Genomic DNA, 19,902 nt, shown 5'->3' with positions numbered 1-19,902 from the left:
TTTGCGGTCGTGATCCGTCTCAGCCTACCGCCATTTTCTGCAGGTCAACCAGACGGGCGATGCCCTTCTTGGCGAGCGCCAGGAGTTCGGCGAACTGTGCCTCCGAGAACGCGTCGCCTTCGGCAGTGCCCTGGATCTCGACGATGCCGCCCTTGCCGGTCATGACGAAATTAGCGTCGGCGCCGGCCGATGAATCCTCGACATAGTCGAGGTCGATGACGCAGGTGCCGCCATGAATCCCGCAGGAAATCGCAGCCACGTGGTCCTTGAGCACCTTGCTCACGGTGAGCATCTTGCGGGCTTCCATCCAGGCCAGGCAGTCATAGAGCGCGACGAAGCCGCCGGTGATGGAGGCCGTGCGCGTACCGCCATCGGCCTGAATCACGTCGCAGTCGACCGTGATCTGCACCTCGCCCAGCGCCTCCAGATCGACCACCGCGCGCAACGAGCGGCCGATCAGACGCTGGATTTCGAGCGTGCGCCCGCCCTGCTTGCCGGTCGAGGCCTCGCGGCGCATGCGGTCGCCGGTGGCGCGCGGCAACATGCCGTATTCGGCGGTCACCCAGCCCTTGCCGCTGTTGCGCAGCCATGGCGGCACGCGCTCCTCCAGGCTTGCAGTGCACAGCACGTGCGTGTCGCCGAACTTGACGAGGCAGGAGCCCTCGGCATGCTTGGAGACGCCGCGTTCGAAGCTGACGGCGCGCATCTCGTCAGGCTGGCGCTTGGAAGGACGCATGGAGTGTTTTCCTCGATGTCGATAAAGCGCGGCTTTTAACCTCATGATCGCAGCGACGCAAAGGGAAACGACCCCTCACCGACGTTGTGTTCGCGCGGATGCCGATTATATGCTGTTTCCCGGAGGCTTGATGCCATGACTAAGCCGATCACCGACCCGACCCTACAGTCCCTCGACATGCGATCGCGCGAAATTTTCAGGCTGATCGCCGATTCGTACATGCGCGACGGCGAGCCCGTCGGCTCGCGCAACCTCGCGCGCCTGCTGCCGTCCTCGCTATCGCCGGCCACCGTGCGCAACGTGATGAGCGACCTCGAGCATCTCGGCCTCATTTATTCGCCGCACGTCTCGGCCGGGCGGCTTCCCACGCAGAAGGGGCTGCGATTCTTCGTCGACGCCTTCATGGAAATCGGCGCCCTTTCCGAAGAAGAGCGCCGCGTCATCGACACCCAGGTCAAGGCCTCCGGACGCGGCGCGTCACTGGAGCACATGCTGACCGAGGCGAGCACCATGCTGTCTGGCATGTCGCGCGGCGCGGGCGTCGTGCTCGCGGGCAAGACCGAGACCGCGCTGAAGCACATCGAGTTCATCCAGCTCGAACCGGACAAGGCGCTGGCCGTGCTGGTCTCCCATTCCGGCGACGTCGAGAACCGCGTCATCGACCTGCCGCCCGGCGTCACCGTCTCGCAACTGCACGAGGCCTCGAACTACCTCAATGCCCACATACGCGGCCGGACGCTCGCCGAGGCACGCGCCGAGATCGCCAGGCTGCGCGAGGAGACGCGGCTGGCGCTCGACTCGCTGTCGCAGATCCTCGTCGAGAAAGGCCTCGCGGTCTGGGGCGGCTCGGAGAGCGGGACGCCCTCGCGTCTCATCGTGCGCGGACGGGCAAACCTGCTCGAAAACGTCACCGCGCAAGCCGACATCGAGCTGCTCAAGCACCTGTTCGAGGATCTCGAAACCAAGGAGGGGCTGATCCAGTTGCTCGAACTGGCCGAGCAGGGGTCCGGCGTGCGCATCTTCATCGGTTCGGAAAACAAGCTCTTCTCGCTGTCTGGCTCTTCACTGGTGGTGGCCCCCTACCGGGACAAGGACGCCCGCGTCATCGGCGCACTCGGCGTCATCGGGCCGACGAGGCTGAACTATGCCCGCATCGTGCCGATGGTCGACTATACCGCGCAGATGATTTCTCGGATGCTGGGCTGACAAGCGCCACCCCTTGATTTTTGCACCCCGAGCCTCGATATCGGGCGCAACTCACAGACCAGAATTCGAGCATACGGGATCAAGCGATGAGCGACCATCCAAACCACGAACACGCGCCCGACACCGAGACGGCGCGCAGCGGCTATGCCGAGCATTCCGCCCCCGTGTCCGACCAGCCCGCCGAGGCACCGTCCGACGACGCGCCGCAGGCCGATTTCGAGGCGTTCATGCGGCTGGCCAAGGAGAACGAGGAACTGAAGGACAAGGCGCTGCGGCTGGCCGCCGAGATGGAGAACCTGCGCCGACGGACCGCCCGCGACGTGCACGACGCTCGCGCCTACGCCATCGCCAATTTCGCCCGCGACATGCTCACCGTTTCCGACAACCTCCAGCGCGCGCTGGCCGCGGTGCCCGCCGAGGCGAAGGAAAAGGGCGATGCGGGCTTTTCGGCTCTGCTCGAAGGCGTCGAGATGACCGAACGCGGCATGCTCTCCACGCTGGAGCGCCACGGCGTGAAGAAGATCGAGCCCGAGGGCGAGCGCTTCGATCCCAACTTCCACCAGGCGATGTTCGAGGTGCCGAACCCCGACCTGCCGGCAAACACCGTGGTCCAGGTGGTGCAGACCGGTTACGTGATCGGCGAGCGGATGCTTCGCCCGGCCATGGTGGGCGTGTCGAAGGGCGGCCCCAAGGCCGCGCCGGCCGAGAGCGCGCCCGAGAGCGACGCGAAGGGCTGAGCGAATCGTCTTCCGCATGACTGGCGCGACCGCTCCCCGGTTCGCGCCGACCTCGGCCTCGCCAGGGCAAGCCTCGCAGCACGCCCGCGATAGGCTGAGTCCCCAGCACCACGCTCCGTCACGCCCCCCTCTGGGCTGCCGCCCATCTCCCCCTCAAGGGGGGAGATCGGCAGTTTCGGCGGCGGCGCCCACTCTGCAACGTTCCAGAACTGTGGAGACGGAGGAGCGAATGATCTCCCCCCTTGAGGGGGAGATGGGCGGCAGCCCAGAGGGGGTGCCTCGCTCGGCGTCGATACGACCAACGGGATGGACAGCGCCGCCCTTCCGGTTGAATCGCGATCAACTCCCACCACGCGCCATCGCCCCCCGCCCCCCGTCTGGCGCAACCCCCAGCATCCGCGCTAAGCCTGTCGCAGGAGGCGCCATGATCCCGATCCTCGCATTCGACTATGCCGGCGTGGCGGTGTTCGCCGCGACCGGCGCGCTGGCAGCCTCGCGCAAAGAGCTCGACATCATCGGCTTCGTCTTCATGGCCTGCGTGACGGGCACGGGCGGCGGCACGCTGCGCGACCTGATCCTCGGCGTGCCGGTGTTCTGGACCGTCAACCAGGACTACATCCTGGTCTGCGCTGGCGTCGCCGTCATCGTCTACTTCACAGCCCACCTGATCGAATCACGCTACAAGCTATTGCTCTGGCTCGACGCGATCGGTCTTGCCGCCTACTGCGTCTTCGGCGCCTACAAGGGCCTGATCGTTACCGGCTCGGCCACCATCGCCATCGTCATGGGCGTGATGACCGCGACCTTCGGCGGCATCGTGCGCGACATCGCCGCGCAGGAACCCTCCGTGCTGCTGCGCCCCGAAATCTACGTCACCGCAGCACTCGCCGGCGCCGGCACCTTCACCCTGCTCGCCATCCTCGGCCTCACCATGCCGCTTTCCGCCGTCCTTGGAGCGTTGGCCGCCTTCACTGTTCGCGGCGGCGCGCTCTGGTTCGGCTGGACGTTTCCGCCGTACCGGAGCCGGCCGGGGAGAAGGCCGGAGGATGTGATGTGAGGAAGTGCGGGTTTACCCCAGCCTCACCTGCTCCGCCGCCTCCCGCAAGCTCTTCATCGGCCGTGGCCCCACCTGCTGGATGACGATGCCGGCCGCCAGCGAGCCGAGCTTGCCGCAGTCGGCGAGGCTCCGTCCCGTGGTGTAGCCGTGGAGGAAGCCGGCGGCGTAGAGGTCGCCGGCGCCGGTGGTGTCGACCAGCTCGGCGATCTCGATGGCGTCGACCTGCACGGTCTCGTTGCCGCGCACGATCACGGAGCCGCGCTCCGAGCGGGTGACGGCGGCGAGCCGGCAGTCCTTCCGGATGGCCTCCAGCCCCGCCTCGAAGGACGAGGTCTGGTAGAGCGACTTCATCTCGCTCTCGTTGGCGAAGACGATGTCGACCGTGCCCGAGCGCATCAGGTCGAGGAACTCGTCGCGGTAGCGGTCGACGCAGAAGGGGTCCGACAGCGTCATCGACACCTCGCGGCCGGCGGCGTGCGCAAGTGCTGCCGTGCGGCGGATCGCCTCCTTGGCCAGCGGCGGGTCCCAGAGATAGCCCTCGAAATAGGTCACCTTCGCGCCTTGCGCCTTCTGCGCCTCCACGTCGTCGGGACCGAGCTCCACGCAGGCGCCGAGATAGGTGTTCATCGAGCGCTCGCCGTCGGGCGTCACGAAGATCATCGAGCGCGCGGTCGGCGGGAAGCCCTCCAGTGGCTTCGTGTCGAAGGCCACGCCTTGCGCGCGGATGTCGTGGGCGAACAGCACGCCCAGCTGGTCGTTCGCGACCTTGCCGAAATAGGCCGCCCGGCCGCCAAAACTCGCCACGCCGGCCGCCGTGTTGCCGGCGCTGCCGCCCGAGGCCTCCACCGCCGGCCCCATGCGGGCATAGAGCAGCTCGGCGCGTTCGGCGTCGATCAGGTTCATCGCGCCCTTGATGATGCCGTTGTCGACGAGGAAGGCCTCGTCGCAGCGCGCGATGATGTCGACGATGGCATTGCCGATGCACAGGACATCGTAGGTCGGATCGGATGACACGGGGAGGAAAGCCTTGCGTTTTTCGGGCGGGAACGTCGTTTCCGGTTTAGCCGATCCGCCCGACATTGCAACGGCATCGGCCGGGCGAGGCCCGCGGCGCCACGGCCGGCACGCGCCTGTCGTTGCAGCGCGGCAACGGCGCTTGCTTCCCTCCGCGCGCATCCCTATCTGCGACCCGCACAGGAAACGCCCGCGATGATCCTTGACGCAGCCGGCCGGGCCGCCGGCCAGATTCTTTCCCCCGCCTTCCGCGCCGTCTTCTTCAAGACGCTCGGGTTGACGCTGCTAGCGCTGGTGGCGCTGTGGTTTGCGCTGACGCAAGGCTTCGAGTGGCTGGCGCTGCCGTTTCTCCAGGGCTTCGTACCGGCGATGCCGGACTGGGCGAGCTGGGTCGGGCTGATCGCGGCGATCCTGGCGGGCCTTGTGCTGGCGCTGGGGCTGGCGCTGCTCATCGCACCGGTCTCGGCGCTGATCGCCGGCCTATTCCTCGACGACGTCGCCGAACTCGTCGAGAAGACGGACTATCCGGCCGATCCGCCGGGCCGCGCCCTGCCGCCGGTGCAGGCGTTGTGGCTGTCGCTCAAGTTCTTCGCCATCGTGGTCGTCGGCAATCTGCTGGCATTGCTGCTTCTGCTGATCCCGGGCGTCAACCTCGTCGCCTTCTTTGTGGTCAACGGCTACCTGCTCGGCCGCGAGTTCTTCGAATTCGCCGCCATGCGCTTCCGGCCAGAGGCCGAGGCCAAGGCATTGCGGCGCCGTCATTCCGGCACCGTGTTCCTCGCCGGCCTGGTGATCGCCGGCTTCCTGGCGATCCCGTTCGTCAATCTGCTCACCCCGCTGTTTGCCGCTGCCATGATGGTGCATCTCCACAAGTCGATTTCCATCCGCCACGACACCGCGCAGTCACGCGCGCGCTGACCACGTCGCGCACGGCCTCTGGCGCCCCATTCGACATACTGGTAGAGACTTTCATGTCGGCTAGGGCCGGCGAGAGGATACCTTGAACTTTCTAGGTCGGATCACGGCGCGCTGGCTTGTCGGACTCCTGGCGATTCTGACCGTGCTCGCGCACGTCGCGGACGCCGGTCGCACCGCTGGATCGGGCTATAATCTCGGCCAGCCTGTTCTCTCGTCCGGCGATCACGCGGATCCGGTCCTCGTCTCGAACGGCCCGCAGGTCGATCTCCGTCTCCGCGCCGGCGACACGCAGCCGCCCCCCGACGGAAGTTCAGCCGACGATGCGATGCTCTCTGCCCGCCGGGGCTTCATCCCGACCGGCAAGGGGCGCATCGCGCGTTTCGTGGGGACCGTGCCATCGGTCCGCAGGGCGTCCTTCGTTCCCGGACAACGCGCGCCACCGACCGTTTTCTCCAGAGCCTGAGCACGGCCCATTGCTGGTGACGCGAGCGCTGATGGCGCATCGCTCCTTCGCAACCTAGCGGCTCGGCTCGCAGTGCCTGCCCGTCCCGTCTCCCCCGCCGAACGCCTGTCATGGCGACGGCACCGGATGACGCGGCCGGTCGAGCGCATCCACCCATCCGTTTCCGTGCGCCGAGACATCGCTGCGCATCATTCCTTCCGCTCTGGAACCAGAAACCATGTCACAGACCGATTTTTCACAGGCCGCCGCGCCGCGGCGCGTCCTGACCTTCGCCAGTCTCTTCGGCGTCGCAGCCGTGACGACCCTCATCTCGAGCCAGTTCGTCACGGTGGGCGGCGTCTTCGTGTATTCGCTGGTCGTCCTTTTGCACCTGTCCCAGACCATCGCCATCGGGCTTTATGGTCTCTTCGGGGCCCTCGCGCTCTGGGGCTTCGTCATCATCGTTCGCCTTGCCTATGAGGCGGAGACGGCCCCCGAGAACAACTGACAGACAAGGTTCTCCCGTCGCACGAGATCACGCGGCGGGAGAATGGCGTGCGGATCGAATCCCGACGGACTTGCCTCGCAATCCTGTCTGGACAGCCTATATGAGACGACGGCGTTCGCCCCCCCTCCTCCCTTCCTGCTCTTCGGACCATCGGAGTTGATCGCGTGACAACCCTTCTTCTGCTCATCGGCGGCTTGATCCTGCTCGTCCTCGGAGGCGAACTTCTGGTTCGCGGATCGGTCAACGTGGCGAGCAGGCTCGGCGTCTCGCCACTGGTCATCGGCCTCACCCTGGTCGGCTTCGGTACATCAACGCCGGAACTCGTCACGTCCGTGCAGGCGGCGCTCGCCGGGGCGCCCGGCATCGCCTATGGCAACATCGTCGGCTCCAACATCGCCAACCTCCTGCTGATCCTCGGCGTCGCGACGATCATCCTGCCGATCACCGTCGAATCGAGCACGCTGAAGCGGGACGGGCTCGTCATGATCGGCGTCGCCCTCGTCTTTGCTGCCATGGCCGCGACGATGCCGGCGGGTCGGTTGGTCGGCGCGGTTTTCCTGGCCGCCCTGGCCGCCTACATCTATCTCGCGTTCCGGCAGGAGAGCCAGTCATCGAGCGACCACGGCGCGGTCTATGACAAGAGCCTCGCCGCCCAGGGAGCCGATCCGGCGCTGGTGCCCGACAAGGTGTCCAAGGGCTCGCTTGTCATGCCACTTCTGACCGCGGTAGCGGGTCTGGCCATCGTCGTGCTAGGCGGAAAGTTCCTCGTCGACGGCGCAGTCGGGCTCGCGCGATCCTATGGCGTTTCCGAAACCCTGATCGGCCTCACCATCGTGGCGGTCGGAACCTCGATGCCGGAGCTGGTCACGTCGGTCATGGCTGCCTTGAGGAAGCAGACCGACGTCGCCTTCGGCAATATCGTCGGCTCCAACATCTACAACATCCTCGGCATTGGCGGCGCGACGGCCCTGATGGCGCCGACCGACGTTCCACGCGAGATCGTCACCTTCGACAATCTTGTGATGATCGCCATCTCCGTCCTCGTCATCTTCTTCGCCTGGACCGGTCGGCGGATCAGCCGCGGGGAAGGCACGGTGCTGCTGTTGGGATATATCGGCTACCTCGCCTGGCTCTGGCCGTGATCGAGCTCCGCCCGACGGCAGGCCGGTCGCATCGCCCTATTTCGACATTCTTCGAAATTTCTTTGACAGTTCGCCGGCACGCGCCTAAATCTGCCGCCATGATGCTTGAACAGGCAGCGCGCCAGCTTGAGGCGCTCGGCAACCCGACGCGGCTTTCGATCTACCGTATCCTGGTGCGGGCGGGCGCGGAGGGAGTGCCGGTCGGGCACATCCAGGAAAAGCTTGGCATTCCCGCCTCGACGCTGTCGCACCATTGCAAGCGCCTGATCCACACCGGGCTCGTCAGCCAGGAGCGGCACGGTACGACGCTGATCTGCCGAACAGTCTATCCGGCGATGGAAGCACTGCTCGGTTTCCTGTCGGACGAATGCTGCGTCGACGGCTCGCTACCGCCGGGCGTGGCGATGCCACAGACCCTTCAGGACGCCTGACTCCCCAGCAACCGATCTCCTCCCGGACTTTTCGCATGTCGCTTGCTGCCGAAAAGGCTCCCAACACCGCCATCTGGGCACTCGGCCTTACGCAAGTCGTGGGCTACGGCACCCTGTTCTACTCCTTCTCCATCCTCGCACCGGCCATGGCGGCGGAGTTCGCGGTTCCCGAGTACTGGGCGTTCGCGGCGCTTTCGGTGGCGCTTTTCCTGGGAAGCCTCTGCGCACCAACCGCCGGACGCCTCGCCGATCGGCACGGAGCCGGCAAGGTGATGACGATCGGTTCGGCCGCCGCAGCCCTTGCGCTTGCGGCCTGTGCGTTGGCGCCGGAACGCTACAGCTTCCTGGCGGCGCTGATCGCCATGGAGCTCGCCTCGTGCTTCGTTCTCTATGCCACTGCATTCGTGGCGATCGTCCAGTTGAGCACCACGGGCGCGCAACGATCGATCACGCACCTGACGCTCATTGCCGGCTTCGCCTCGACCCTGTTCTGGCCGCTCACGACCCTCCTTCACGCGCATCTCGACTGGCGCGGAGTCTATCTGGTCTTCGCGGGGTTCAATCTCCTCATCTGCCTTCCCGTGCATGCCTGGATGGCGAGTATGGCGACGCGTCGAAAACGGGCGGCCTCGGTCGAAACGCATGCCGCCGCGCCTGCCGACCAGCCTGGCGTCCAGATCGATCCGGCACGCCTGCGCACCATCTTCCTGCTGATGCTGGCCGGTTTCGCCGCGACGGGTTTTGTCCTTTCGTCCATCCTGATCCACATGGTGCCGCTGCTGACCGGTCTCGGGCTCGGCACGGCGGGCGTGCTTGTCTCGACTTTCTTCGGACCGTCGCAGGTGGCGAGCCGCCTGATCAACATGATCTTCGGCGGCAGGTTGCGGCAAAGCTGGCTGGCCGTAATCGCCGCGCTGTTCCTCACTGGAGGGCTCGTAATGCTGATCGCGACCGCGCCGCAGGTGGCCGGTATAGCCATCTTCGTGATCCTGTTCGGGCTCGGGTCGGGGCTGATCTCGATCATCGGCGGCACACTGCCGCTGGAAGTGTTTGGACGAGCGGCCTATGGTGCCAAGGTCGGCTGGATGAGCGCCGCCCGCCAGTTCACATCAGCCTTCGCGCCCTTCGTCTTCGCCCTCCTCATGGCGGGAACGTCGACCTTGACGGCGCTTGTCATGCTCGGCCTCGTGGCGGTGGCGGGCGTCGCCGTGTTTTCGGCGATCGCGATGCTTGCGCGGCGGCCATCCGCCATCAGCGCGGCATAACCGACCGCACCGGGTTCACGGCGCGGGGACGATGTCGCCAGACGCCCTTGCCTCATGCCGCCGGCTTGCGTCGCCAGGCATACTTGCCCTCGGGCGTTTCGGCCTTGGCGGTCGGCTGGTAGTAGAGCGGCAGCCCGCCCGCGCGTCCCTCTTCCAGCCGCTTCAGCGCCACCGGATGCGAGACCTCGAGTTCGTCGAACCCGGTTCGGATCATGTGCGATATCTGGTCGACCAGCACCTGGCCACAGGCACGGACCGCGCCCTTGAACCCGTGACGGCACCGCAACAGCTCGGCCTTGGAGTAGCTGCGGCCATCATTGAAGGCTGGAAAGGACAGTGCCACGAGCGGCAGGCTGGACAGCGCGTCGACGATCGCGTCGAGCGGCTCGCCCGGCGCCAGCAGCACGCCGATCCGGTCGCGGTTGGCCGCCTTCGTCTCCGCGTCGAGCGCCTGCCAAACGGGCAGCGGAAGGATGACCGCGGCGTTGCTTTCCAGCGCCTCCGCACTGTCGGCATGCGTCCAGCCGTCCTCGCGGAATCCGCTTGGAGTCCAGAGCCGCGGCGCGTTGATGGTCTGTTCGGTCATCATCGTCTGTCCCATGGTCTCAGAGCGAGGAGGCCGTCAGCGAATCGTCGAGGCCGGAAAGGTGGATGCCGCATTCGGTCTTGGCCTGGCCCGCCCATCGCCCGGCGCGCGGGTCGTCGCCCGCCTTGACCGGCTGCGTGCAGGGAAAGCAGCCGATCGAGAGATAGCCATAGGCGACGAGCGGATTTTCGCGCAGCCGGTGCTCTCGCATGTAGGCAGCGAGATCGGCCGTCGTCCACTTCGCCATCGGGTTGATGCGGATGCGTTCGCCCACCGCCTCGAAAACCGGCAGGCCGGCGCGCGTCGCCGCCTGATGACGCTTGCGGCCGGTGAACCAGGCATCGAAGGGCGCCACGGCGCGCGCCATCGGCTCAACCTTGCGCACGTCGCAGCAGGCTTCGGTGTCGCGCTGGTGCAGCGTCCCGTCCGGGTCGCGAACCGCCAGAAGCTCGGGTCGCGGCGCCACGATGCGCAGGTCGCGCAGTCCGAAGTCGGCTACGAGCGCATCGCGGTACTGCAGCGTCTCGTTGAAATGCTTACCGGTCTCGAGAAAAAGCACCGGTAGCGTCGGATCAATGCGCGCGAGCATGTGCAGCAGCACGGCCGAATCCGCGCCGAAGGACGAGACAGCCGCGAGCGATCCCGGCCGGAAGCGGCCGATAGAAAGCGCGATCAGGTCGCGCGCATCGAGATGGCCAAAGCGCTCCTCGAGCCCGGCGGCTTCCGCCTCGGCATCGACTTCCGCGTCAAGCGGCCTTAGCTTCGCGAGCATAGAGCGCCTCCTTGAAGGGTGCGGCACCCAGCCTGCGATAGGCGTCGATGAAACGCTCCGAAGCGTCGAGGCGCAGCGCCAGGTAGGTGTCGACGATCATCTCGATCGCGTCGGTCAGTTCCTCCGGCGGGAAGCCGCGACCGACGATCTCGCCGATCGAGGTGTTCTCGTCGCCGGAGCCGCCGAGCGTGATCTGGTAGAGTTCCGCACCCTTCTTCTCGACGCCGAGGATGCCGATGTGGCCGACGTGATGATGGCCGCACGCATTGATGCAGCCGGAGATCTTGAGCTTCAACTCGCCGATCTCGCGCTGCCGCTCCAGCGAGGCGAAGCGGCGCGCAATGTCCTGCGCGACTGGGATCGAGCGGGCATTGGCCAGCGCGCAATAGTCGAGGCCCGGGCAGGCGATGATGTCGGTGATCAGGTTCGAGTTCGCCGTTGCGAGCCCGATCGCGACCAATCCGTCATACACCGCCTTCAGGTCGGCGCGCGCGACATGCGGCAGGATGAGGTTCTGCTCGTGGCTGACGCGGATCTCATCGAAGCCGTAGCGCTCGGCGAGATCGGCGATGGCCTCCATCTGCGAGTCGGTGGCGTCGCCCGGCACCTCGCCGATGCCTTTGAGCGAAATCGTCACGGCGGCGTGGTCGGGGTGGCGATGCGTGGTGACGTTCTGGTCGACCCATTCGGCGAAGCCTTTGCTGTCCAGCCGCGCGAGGCGCACGATCTCGTCGCCTTCGGGCCGAGCGATCAGCGCGGGCGGCGCGAAGTAGGCCTGGATGGCGCGGATGTCGGCCGCGGGCAGCTTGAGCTCGGTGTCGCGCAGATGCGCGAACTCGGACTCGACCTGGCGCGTCAGCTCCTCGGCGCCGGTCTCGTGGACGAGGATCTTGATGCGGGCCTTGTACTTGTTGTCGCGGCGGCCGTTCAGGTTGTACACGCGCAAGATCGCGGTGCAATAGGCGAGCAAATCGGCTTCCGGCAGGAAATCGCGGATCTTCTTGGCGATCATCGGCGTGCGGCCCTGGCCGCCGCCGACATAGACGGCAAAGCCCAGCGCGCCCGCCGCATCCTTCTTCAGGTGCAGGCCGATGTCATGGACCTGGATCGCCGCGCGGTCGCGCGTCGAGCCGGTCACCGCGATCTTGAACTTGCGCGGCAGGTAGGAAAACTCTGGATGCACCGACGACCACTGCCGCAGGATCTCGGCATAGGGCCGCGGGTCGGCGACTTCGTCGGCAGCAGCACCGGCGAAGTGATCGGCGGTAACGTTGCGGATGCAGTTTCCCGAGGTCTGGATGGCGTGCATCTCGACGCTCGCCAGGTCGTCGAGGATCGCGGGGATGTCGGCCAGCGCCGGCCAGTTGTACTGGATGTTCTGGCGCGTGGTGAAATGGCCGTAGCCCTTGTCATAGGTGCGCGCGATATGAGCGAGCATGCGCAGCTGGCGGCTGCTCAGCGTGCCGTAGGGGATCGCCACGCGCAGCATGTAGGCGTGCAGCTGGAGATAGACGCCGTTCATGAGCCGGAGCGGCTTGAACTGGTCCTCGGTGATCTCGCCGGCCATGCGGCGCTCGACCTGGTCGCGCAGTTCGGCCACGCGGGCCTGCACGAAGCTGTGGTCGAATTCGTCGTAGCGGTACATTTGGTCTTCCCTGCTCGTACGGGGGATGTCTTGCTTATCACCCGGCTCAGGCCACCGGCACGAAATCTGGCCGCGCCTGCTTGCCGTGGTGGAGATGGTTGGTCGGCCCGGCGGCGCGGATTCGCTCGCGCAGGCGTGTCGGGACGATGCGGCCGCCGACGAGCTCGACGTCGATGAGTTCGACGTCGACCACGAGGTTGGCGGCGAGTGCGGCCTTGCCCACATTCTGGAGCGCCTCCTCGGACGCCTTGTCGCGGGCGAGACGGGCGGTGTCGATCGTCTCGATCCAGGCCTCGGCGGCGCCGTACCAGACGACTTCGCCATCGATCAGCCGATTTGCGGTAAGTACTTTCATGACGGAACCCTCAGGCGGCAACCGGCAGCCGCACCGGTGCGGCAAGCGGTGTCGACAAGTCGAAATTGGCGCCGGCGACCGCGTCGCCGATGATGGTCATCACCGGCCCGTCGAGCTCGGTGCGGTTCTCGATCGACGGCAGGTCGGCCAGCGTGCCGTGGAAAAGGCGGCGCTGGCCAAGGCTGGCGTTCTCGACCACCGCGACGCCCGTGTCGGGCGACAGCCCCGCCTCGATCAGCCGTCCGGCCACCTGGGCGGCAATGGTTCGGCCCATGTAGACCGCAACCGTCGCCCCGGAGATGGCGAGCCGTGCCCAATCGGGCAGAGCCGCACCCTTCAGGTCGTGGCCGGTGGTGAAGACCATCGACGAGGCGACCCCGCGCAGGGTCAGCGGCAGCTCGAAGTCGGCGGCGGCGGCAAAGGCGGCCGTCACTCCGGGCACGATCTCATAGGAAATGCCGGCCTCGCGCAGCGCGGCGATCTCCTCGCCAGCGCGGCCATAGACCAGCGGATCGCCCGACTTCAGCCGCACCACGCGCTTGCCGGCGCGGGCGAGATCGACGATCAGGTCGTTGATCTCTTCCTGCTTTTTCGAATGGCAACCCTTGCGCTTGCCGACCGAAATACGCTCGGCATCGCGGCGCCCCATGGCGACCACCGCATCAGGCACCAGCGCGTCGAACAGGATCACGTCGGCCTGCATGAGGAGCCGCTGCGCGCGGATGGTGATGAGATCCTCCGCACCTGGGCCCGCGCCGACCAGCACCACATGGCCGCGCGCCTCGGTGCGGCGCTGCATCAACTCGGCGGCGGCCTCGCGCGCTTCCTCGATATGGCCGATCTCCATGGCACGCGCCGGTGCGCCCTCGAAAAAGTCGCTCCAGAATGCGCGGCGCGCACTGCCCTTCGGGACCAGCTTCTCGACCCGATCCCGCAAGCTTGCCGCGAGGCTGGCCAACGGCCCGAGCGCGGGCGACAGCATGCGATCGATCCTGGCGCGGATCATCTGCGCCAGCACCGGGCCCGCACCCTCCGTGCCGATCGCCACCACCACCGGCGCGCGGTTGACCAGCGCGGGCGTGAAGAAGTCGCACAGATGCGGCCGGTCGACGGCATTGACCGGGATTGCACGCTTTTTAGCATCGGCGACGACCCGGCCGTCAAGAACCTCATCGCCGGTTGCCGCAAAGACGAGACAGGCGCCTTCAAGCGAACCAGCGGAATAGGGTTGCTCGACGAGCTGGGCGCCGATCTCGGCAGCGAAGGCGACGAGTTCCGCCTCGGGCGCCTCCGCAACGATGCGGATTTCGGCCGAGGATTGGGCGAGCAGGCGTGTCTTGGCGAGTGCTTCGTCGCCGGAGCCGACGATCACGACCGTCCGCTTCTCCACTCTCATGAAGACCGGGAAGGCGTTCAGTTTAGCAGTTGTGGCAGCCATGGCGTGCGTCTCCACGTTCGAACCGGATTATCGGTCTGTTGCCGATGGTTCTGAAGGCATGGCGTCCTGCGGCCGGCGAGGGGCTGCAATCGGTTTTCCCCTGCCTGGCGACCATGCGCAAAACCATTCCCGCCGTCAGCGTGGGCGCCGCCGCACTCCCCGGAACGGCCGACAAAGCCCGACGTTTCTCCCACGGAGGCCACGCGACCGCGCGCTTGACCATGATCAAGGCGAAGAGGTGTCGAAGCTCGGATCCTCCAGCATGAAACCAATGGAGACCATCATGTCAGCCATGAAGCTCGAACACGATCTGTGGGTCCTTGTCGCCGACGGCGAGAAGGCGCTCTTCCTTCGCAACGAAGGCGACGCGCTCTACCCGAACTTCCAGGTCGTGCGCGAAGTGCACCACGACAATCCATCGACGCACGAGCAAGGAACGGATCGTCCCGGACGACTCAATGACGGAGTGGGCGAACATCGAAGCGCGGTGGCCGAAACCGACTGGCACCAGCTCGAGAAGGAGCGGTTCGCCGACGAGATCGCCAACCGACTCTACAAGCTGGCGCACAAAGGCACGTTCCAGAAGATCGTTCTGGTGGCACAGCCGCAGGTGCTGGGCGAAATGCGCAAAAAGCTGCACAAGGAGGTCTCCGACCGCGTCGTCGGCGAGGTGGCGAAGACGCTGACCAACCACACGGTGCCGGAGATCGAGAAGATCCTGGCGGCAGCTTAGCTGGCCCCTACGCCAAGAAGTCCCAAAGCATCTCGATCTCGGCCGCGCTCGTCAGCGTCGGCGCGTGGCCGCAGTCGGGCATGGTGACGAGGCGGGGTTTTGGTCCCCGCGTCGTCATGGTCTCGGCGGTAGCGGCAGATAGCACGTCGGACGTCTCGCCGCGCAGGAGCAGCGTCTTCGCGGTCACCGCGTCGTACTTGTCCCAGACGTCGAGATCGCCCTTGTGCAGGGTGAACTGGGTGACGATCAGCGGGTCGTAGTGCACCGTCACCTTGCCGGCATCGGTGCGGCGGGTCGAAGTGTCGGCCATGCGGCGCCAGAACGCTTCGCTGTTGCGGCCGAAGGGGGCGTAGTTCGATCGCAGCCAGGCCTCGAGTTCCGCCACCGTGTCGTAGACTGGCGGGTTGCCGACATAGGATGCGATTCGGCCGGTCCCGGCCTCGGGGATGTCGGGGCCGATATCGTTGATGACGAGATGGGTGATGCGGTCCTTCAGCGCGCCCGCCGCCAGCGTGACTCCGAGAAGCCCGCCCATCGATGTGCCGATCCAGCGCAATTCACCGATGCCGTAGTGGTCGAGAACGGCCAATGCCGTGGCGCCGAACGTCGCGTAGGAATAGTCGCCGCCACCCGGTGCGGACCAGCTCGACAGTCCACGTCCCAATGTGTCCGGGCAGATAACGAAATAGCTGTCGGAGAGGGCAGTCGCCGCTTCGTCGAAGTCCCGCCCGGTGCGGGCGAGCCCGTGCCACATGACGAGTGCGGGCTTGCTCGGGTCGCCCCATTCGGTGACGTGCATCTCGTGACGCCCTGCGGTCACGTAGGTCGAGCGGGGGATCATCGGACGCTTCCCTTTTTCATGAGGGTCCCCGCGATGCCTGCGGGAAAAAAGTAGACGAGCAGGATGAAGAGCACGCCGAGCCAGAGCAGCCAGCGGTCCGGGTTGAGCAGGTCGGGCAGCAGCGGAAAGCCGGATGTCGCGTCGGCAGCCACCTGCATCAGGTCCTTCAGGTAAAACTGCGCGAGGCTCATGACGACAACGCCGATGACCGCGCCTATGATCGTTCCCATGCCGCCGATGACGACCATCAGCAGGATGTCGATCATGATGTGGAAGGACAGCGCCACTTCCGGACCGGTGTACTTCAGCCAGACCGCGCGCACGACGCCGATCAGGGCCGCGATGACGGCAGCGATGCAGAAGATGGCGGTGCGGTACGCGACGACCTTGTAGCCGATCGCCTCGGCCCGCATCTCGTTCTCGCGGATCGCCTGCAACACGGTGCCCATCGGCGAGGCGACGATGCGCATCATGACGAGGAACAGGACGAAGCTCGACAGAAAGACGAAGTAGTAGGCCGCGACCTTGCCGTTCAGCGGAACCTCGAATAGCCGCAGAACCTTGCCGTCGGCGTCCTCGAAGAGCTTGAAGGCCGGCGAGAAGAGACGGGGCGCCTGGTAGGTGAAGCCGTCCTCGCCGCCCGTGATGTCGGACAACTGGCTCGCCAGCACCAGCATGACGGAGGCTGCCGCCAGCGTCACCATGGCGAAAAAGATCGCCTTCACTCGCAGCGACAGGAGCCCGATCAAAACCGCCAGCACGAGGGCCGCGAGCACGCCCGCGCCGCCGCCGATCAGGATCGCATCCCAGCCCGGCCCCCAGGCCTTCAGCGCGATCGCGGCACCATAGGCGCCGAGGCCGAAGAACATCGTGTGGGCGAAGGAAACGATGCCGGTGTAGCCGATCAGGAGGTCGTAGCTCGCCACCAGAACGATGAAGATGCAGATCCGCGCCGCCACTTCGGCCGCTCGCACGTCCTTGAACAGGAAGGGTGCGAAGGCAAGGCAGAGCCCGATGCCGAATACGATGGCGTAAACAGCCATGCGGCCGACGGGAATGCGGCGTGCGGGCGTTGCGGGGATGGACGAGACGCTCATACCGGCACACCCCCCTCCGCCCCGCTGCCCGCAGTTCGTCTTGTGCTAGGGCAGCCCCCTCCACCACGCTTCGCGTGGTCCCCCTCCCCCGCTGCGCAGGGGAGGATCCGCAGCGGCTCCGCCGGCACGCCCTGTATCCTCCCCCGTTCACGGGGGAGGGGGACCGCCGAAGGCGGTGGAGGGGGCGCCGCCATGTCCTCGAACGACATTCTCATCCCCATCACCCTTTCACCGCCGGTTTCAGCCCGTAGGGCCGCCACAAGAGCACCGCCATCATCAGAAGCATGTTCGAGGCCAGCGCCAGCTTGGGAAACAGGAAGGCCACATAGTTGGTCATGAGCCCGACTAGGATCGCGCCGAGCAACGACCCCTGAATCGAGCCCAGTCCGCCGATGATGACGACGATGAAGACGATGATCATCAGTTCCTGCCCGAGTGCCGGCGTGATCAGGCTCTGGTAGCCGGCCCACATCGCCCCGCCCATCGCCGCCAGCGCCGAGCCCGCCATGAAGACGCCGATGAACAGCCGGTCGATGCGAAAGCCGAGCGACTCCACCATCTCGCGGTTTTCCACGCCGGCGCGAATCAGCAGACCGATGCGGGTGCGGTTCAGCGCAAAATACATCGCAATGTAGACGACGAGACCAAGCAGCAGGGCGAAGATGCGGTACGATTCGATCGCAATGTCGCCGATGATGATCGAGCCGGTGAGAAAGGCGGGCCTTGCGACAGCGATCGGCGTGCCGCCCCAGATGGCGAGCAGCAACTGCTCGGCCACGATCAGCGCGCCCATCGTGATCAGGATCTGGCGCAAGTGGTCCTTGTAGACCGGCTTGACGATCACCCGCTCGAAGCCCCAGCCGGCGAGCGCGCCGAATGCGGTGGCGGCGGCAATGGCCGCCATCAGGGCGGTGAGGTTGAGAAGGACGCTGTCGGCGGCAAGCCAGACGCCGAGGGCGGCGAGCACCGAGGCGGCAATGAAGGCGCCGAAGGAAACGAAGGCCGAGTGGCCGAAGTTGAGCACGTCCATCAGCCCGAAGATCAACGACAGGCCGGACGCCATGAGAAAGATCATCATGCCCATGGCGAGCCCCGCGGCCGTCAGCGTTACCCAGGTCGAGGCCGAGCCGATGGCGGCAAAGGCGATGATCGCGAGGATCACCGGCAGGGCATAGACGCCTCCGACGCGGTCGAGAGCGGCGTTCATGGGCAGGCTCCGTTCGATGTGGTCGGCTTTTTGACAGCCTGATCGCTCGCACACCGCCACCCCTCACCCCTCCCCACAAGGGGGAGGGTTACACCGACCGGGCGCCTGGCCACGGGTGGCAGGACCTGACGCGGCGCGGCTCGCCCCCCTCCCCCTTGCGGGGAGGGGTCAGGGGTGGTGGTGTTGGTGCGCGCGTTCGACATCAGTGCTGTTCCGCCAGCGACAGGCTGAGCAGCCGTGTCTGCAGCGCCTCGTCGGCGGCGAGTTCCGCCATGCCGCCCGAATGCACGATGCGGCCGTCATCGATCACCGCCACCCCGCTGCCGAGCGAGCGGGCGAAGAGAAAATTCTGCTCAACCAAGAGGATCGTCGTCTCCCTGGCGATCTCGCGAAAGGCGCCGATCATGTTGCGGATGATGGCCGGCGCCAGGCCCTTGGTCGGCTCGTCGATCAGGATCATCTCGCGGCGCTCGACGATGGCGCGCGAGATGGCGAGCATCTGCTTCTGGCCGCCTGAAAGGCCACTGGCCTGGCTGGTCCAGAACTTCTCGATGGCCGGAAACAGCGAAAAGATGCGGCCCAGCCGCTCGTCGTCGAAGCGGCCGGTGGTGGAGGCGAGGCGCATGTTCTCCTCCACCGTCAACCCGCCGAAGATGCCCATGTTCTCGGGCACGTAGGCGATGCCCAGCCTGGCGATGTCGGGGGTGGGCATGGCCGTGATGTCGTGGTGGCGAAAGACGATCGCGCCCTTGCGCGCCCGCCACAGGCCCATGATCGTCCGCAAGGTCGTCGTCTTGCCCGCGCCGTTGCGGCCGAGCAGCACGTGCACGCCGCCTTCCGGCACGTTCATCGAGATGCCGTGCAGGATGTGGTACTGCGCGATGTCGGTGTGGACGTCGTCGAGCCTCAGAATCGCGCCGCTCATTCCTCGTCCTCCGCGCCGACGCCGAGATAGATCTCGCGCACGATGGGCAGCGCCATCACTTCGTCAGGCTTGCCGTCGGCGACGAGTTCGCCGTTGTGCAGCACGATGATGCGGTCGGCCAGGGCGCGCACCACGTCCATCTTGTGCTCGACGAGCAGGATGGTCTTGGCCATGTCTTTCTTGATCGCCGCGATCAGGTCGAGGATCACCGGCGCCTCGTCCACCGACATGCCGGCGGTCGGCTCGTCGAACATGAAGATGTCGGGCTGCATGGCGATCAGCATCGCGACTTCCAGCTTGCGCTGGTCGCCATGCGGCAGCGCCGCGGCCGGATAGTCGGCGACGTCGGCGAGGCGGGCACTTTCGAGATATCCCATCGCCTCGTCGCGGATGTCGGTCAGCGCGGCGGCGCGCGACAGCGCCCTCGGCCCCACGCCGCGGCGCGCCTGCACGACGAGCCGCACGTTCTCCAGCACCGAAAGCTTGGGAAACAGGTTGGTCAGCTGGAAGGCGCGGCCGATGCCCGCTTTGGCGCGCGCCGACGGCGACTGGCCGGTGATGTCGTGCTCGCCCTTGAACACCTTGCCTTCGCTCGGCTTCAACTGCCCCGAGACGAGATTGAACCACGTCGTCTTTCCGGCGCCGTTAGGGCCGACGATCACGGTCAGCTCGCCCGGCTGAAAGGCGCAAGTGACGTGATCGACGGCTACATGCCCGCCGAAGCGGATCGTCAGGTTCTCGGTGCGGAGCGAGGGGGTGGGCATGTTGGGCTTCTTGGGTGATGGCAAGAAAGATCGCGAATAGCGAATAGCGAATGGTGGAACACGAGGCAGGGAAAGGAGCGGAC

22 protein-coding genes are annotated in these 19,902 nt (G+C 66.3%); 10 read left to right on the top strand and 12 right to left on the bottom strand.

Annotation, left to right across the window (positions count from 1 at the left end):
- Positions 1 to 19 precede the first annotated feature (19 nt).
- Positions 20 to 736 carry a ribonuclease PH gene (gene rph / locus EJC49_RS00360; RefSeq protein ID WP_126697461.1) on the bottom strand — a complete coding sequence of 239 codons (717 nt, stop codon included), beginning with the start codon at positions 734 to 736 and terminating at the stop codon, positions 20 to 22.
- 135 nt (positions 737 to 871) lie between these two features.
- Here rph and hrcA point away from each other — a divergent pair, with 135 nt between their 5' ends.
- The 3 genes from hrcA to EJC49_RS00345 all read left to right on the top strand — a co-directional run bounded on the left by hrcA (position 872) and on the right by EJC49_RS00345 (position 3,736).
- On the top strand, positions 872 to 1,942 hold the full coding sequence (hrcA, locus tag EJC49_RS00355) for a heat-inducible transcriptional repressor HrcA (RefSeq protein WP_126697460.1): 1,071 nt from the start codon (positions 872 to 874) through the stop codon (positions 1,940 to 1,942).
- A gap of 86 nt (positions 1,943 to 2,028) precedes the next feature.
- Entirely contained in the window at positions 2,029 to 2,679 is a 651-nt protein-coding gene (gene grpE / locus EJC49_RS00350; RefSeq protein ID WP_126697459.1) for a nucleotide exchange factor GrpE, read from the top strand.
- A gap of 424 nt (positions 2,680 to 3,103) precedes the next feature.
- Positions 3,104 to 3,736: a trimeric intracellular cation channel family protein gene (locus EJC49_RS00345; protein WP_126697458.1), complete on the top strand. Its 633-nt coding sequence runs from the start codon at positions 3,104 to 3,106 to the stop codon at positions 3,734 to 3,736.
- A 12-nt stretch (positions 3,737 to 3,748) separates the two neighbouring features.
- Here EJC49_RS00345 and EJC49_RS00340 read toward each other — a convergent pair whose 3' ends face one another.
- Positions 3,749 to 4,750 (bottom strand): adenosine kinase, encoded by a 1,002-nt coding sequence (locus EJC49_RS00340; protein ID WP_245453199.1) that lies wholly within the window; start codon positions 4,748 to 4,750, stop codon positions 3,749 to 3,751.
- Between the two features lie 195 nt (positions 4,751 to 4,945).
- Here EJC49_RS00340 and EJC49_RS00335 point away from each other — a divergent pair, with 195 nt between their 5' ends.
- The 6 genes from EJC49_RS00335 to arsK all read left to right on the top strand — a co-directional run bounded on the left by EJC49_RS00335 (position 4,946) and on the right by arsK (position 9,456).
- Positions 4,946 to 5,668 carry a sulfate transporter family protein gene (locus tag EJC49_RS00335; RefSeq protein ID WP_126697456.1) on the top strand — a complete coding sequence of 241 codons (723 nt, stop codon included), beginning with the start codon at positions 4,946 to 4,948 and terminating at the stop codon, positions 5,666 to 5,668.
- 82 nt (positions 5,669 to 5,750) lie between these two features.
- Positions 5,751 to 6,131 (top strand): hypothetical protein, encoded by a 381-nt coding sequence (locus tag EJC49_RS25515; RefSeq protein ID WP_126697455.1) that lies wholly within the window; start codon positions 5,751 to 5,753, stop codon positions 6,129 to 6,131.
- A 217-nt stretch (positions 6,132 to 6,348) separates the two neighbouring features.
- On the top strand, positions 6,349 to 6,618 hold the full coding sequence (locus tag EJC49_RS00325) for a hypothetical protein (protein ID WP_126697454.1): 270 nt from the start codon (positions 6,349 to 6,351) through the stop codon (positions 6,616 to 6,618).
- 164 nt (positions 6,619 to 6,782) lie between these two features.
- Positions 6,783 to 7,760: a calcium/sodium antiporter gene (locus EJC49_RS00320; protein WP_126697453.1), complete on the top strand. Its 978-nt coding sequence runs from the start codon at positions 6,783 to 6,785 to the stop codon at positions 7,758 to 7,760.
- Positions 7,761 to 7,858: 98 nt separating this feature from the next.
- On the top strand, positions 7,859 to 8,191 hold the full coding sequence (locus tag EJC49_RS00315; protein ID WP_126697452.1) for an ArsR/SmtB family transcription factor: 333 nt from the start codon (positions 7,859 to 7,861) through the stop codon (positions 8,189 to 8,191).
- A 35-nt stretch (positions 8,192 to 8,226) separates the two neighbouring features.
- Positions 8,227 to 9,456, top strand: coding sequence for an arsenite efflux MFS transporter ArsK (arsK, locus tag EJC49_RS00310; RefSeq protein WP_126697451.1), 1,230 nt, complete (start codon positions 8,227 to 8,229; stop codon positions 9,454 to 9,456).
- A gap of 52 nt (positions 9,457 to 9,508) precedes the next feature.
- Here the strand turns inward: arsK and EJC49_RS00305 are convergent, their stop codons facing one another.
- From EJC49_RS00305 to cysG, 5 genes are read right to left on the bottom strand one after another with little or no spacing between them, the layout of a single operon-like run.
- A complete protein-coding gene (locus EJC49_RS00305) occupies positions 9,509 to 10,042 on the bottom strand; it encodes a DUF934 domain-containing protein (protein WP_126697450.1) in 534 nt (177 codons plus the stop codon).
- A 19-nt stretch (positions 10,043 to 10,061) separates the two neighbouring features.
- A complete protein-coding gene (locus EJC49_RS00300) occupies positions 10,062 to 10,814 on the bottom strand; it encodes a phosphoadenylyl-sulfate reductase (RefSeq protein ID WP_126697449.1) in 753 nt (250 codons plus the stop codon).
- On the bottom strand, positions 10,789 to 12,459 hold the full coding sequence (locus EJC49_RS00295; RefSeq protein ID WP_126697448.1) for a nitrite/sulfite reductase: 1,671 nt from the start codon (positions 12,457 to 12,459) through the stop codon (positions 10,789 to 10,791). Before EJC49_RS00295 ends, EJC49_RS00300 begins: the two co-directional genes overlap by 26 nt.
- A 46-nt stretch (positions 12,460 to 12,505) precedes the next feature.
- Positions 12,506 to 12,814 (bottom strand): DUF2849 domain-containing protein, encoded by a 309-nt coding sequence (locus tag EJC49_RS00290; RefSeq protein ID WP_126697447.1) that lies wholly within the window; start codon positions 12,812 to 12,814, stop codon positions 12,506 to 12,508.
- 10 nt (positions 12,815 to 12,824) lie between these two features.
- Entirely contained in the window at positions 12,825 to 14,252 is a 1,428-nt protein-coding gene (gene cysG / locus EJC49_RS00285; RefSeq protein ID WP_126697446.1) for a siroheme synthase CysG, read from the bottom strand.
- A 283-nt stretch (positions 14,253 to 14,535) separates the two neighbouring features.
- On the opposite strand from cysG, the gene EJC49_RS00280 reads away from it, so the two are divergent.
- On the top strand, positions 14,536 to 14,985 hold the full coding sequence (locus EJC49_RS00280; protein ID WP_126697445.1) for a baeRF12 domain-containing protein: 450 nt from the start codon (positions 14,536 to 14,538) through the stop codon (positions 14,983 to 14,985).
- 7 nt (positions 14,986 to 14,992) lie between these two features.
- On the opposite strand, the gene EJC49_RS00275 is transcribed toward EJC49_RS00280, so the two are convergent.
- The 5 genes from EJC49_RS00275 to EJC49_RS00255 all read right to left on the bottom strand — a co-directional run bounded on the left by EJC49_RS00275 (position 14,993) and on the right by EJC49_RS00255 (position 19,819).
- Positions 14,993 to 15,826, bottom strand: a complete 834-nt coding sequence (locus EJC49_RS00275; protein WP_126697444.1) for an alpha/beta fold hydrolase — start codon at positions 15,824 to 15,826, stop codon at positions 14,993 to 14,995.
- Positions 15,823 to 16,923 (bottom strand): branched-chain amino acid ABC transporter permease, encoded by a 1,101-nt coding sequence (locus tag EJC49_RS00270; RefSeq protein ID WP_245453198.1) that lies wholly within the window; start codon positions 16,921 to 16,923, stop codon positions 15,823 to 15,825. The genes EJC49_RS00275 and EJC49_RS00270 overlap by 4 nt, the downstream gene beginning before the upstream one ends.
- A 220-nt stretch (positions 16,924 to 17,143) precedes the next feature.
- A complete protein-coding gene (locus tag EJC49_RS00265) occupies positions 17,144 to 18,130 on the bottom strand; it encodes a branched-chain amino acid ABC transporter permease (protein WP_126697443.1) in 987 nt (328 codons plus the stop codon).
- 202 nt (positions 18,131 to 18,332) lie between these two features.
- Positions 18,333 to 19,055 (bottom strand): ABC transporter ATP-binding protein, encoded by a 723-nt coding sequence (locus tag EJC49_RS00260; protein ID WP_126697442.1) that lies wholly within the window; start codon positions 19,053 to 19,055, stop codon positions 18,333 to 18,335.
- On the bottom strand, positions 19,052 to 19,819 hold the full coding sequence (locus EJC49_RS00255; RefSeq protein ID WP_126697441.1) for an ABC transporter ATP-binding protein: 768 nt from the start codon (positions 19,817 to 19,819) through the stop codon (positions 19,052 to 19,054). Before EJC49_RS00255 ends, EJC49_RS00260 begins: the two co-directional genes overlap by 4 nt.
- Positions 19,820 to 19,902: the final 83 nt, after the last annotated feature.

The organism is Aquibium carbonis, from assembly GCF_003970795.1.
Classification (GTDB): Bacteria; Pseudomonadota; Alphaproteobacteria; order Rhizobiales; family Rhizobiaceae; genus Aquibium; species Aquibium carbonis.
The sequence above is the reverse complement of the archived record's forward strand: the minus strand, read 5'-3'. Positions and strand labels throughout refer to the sequence as shown.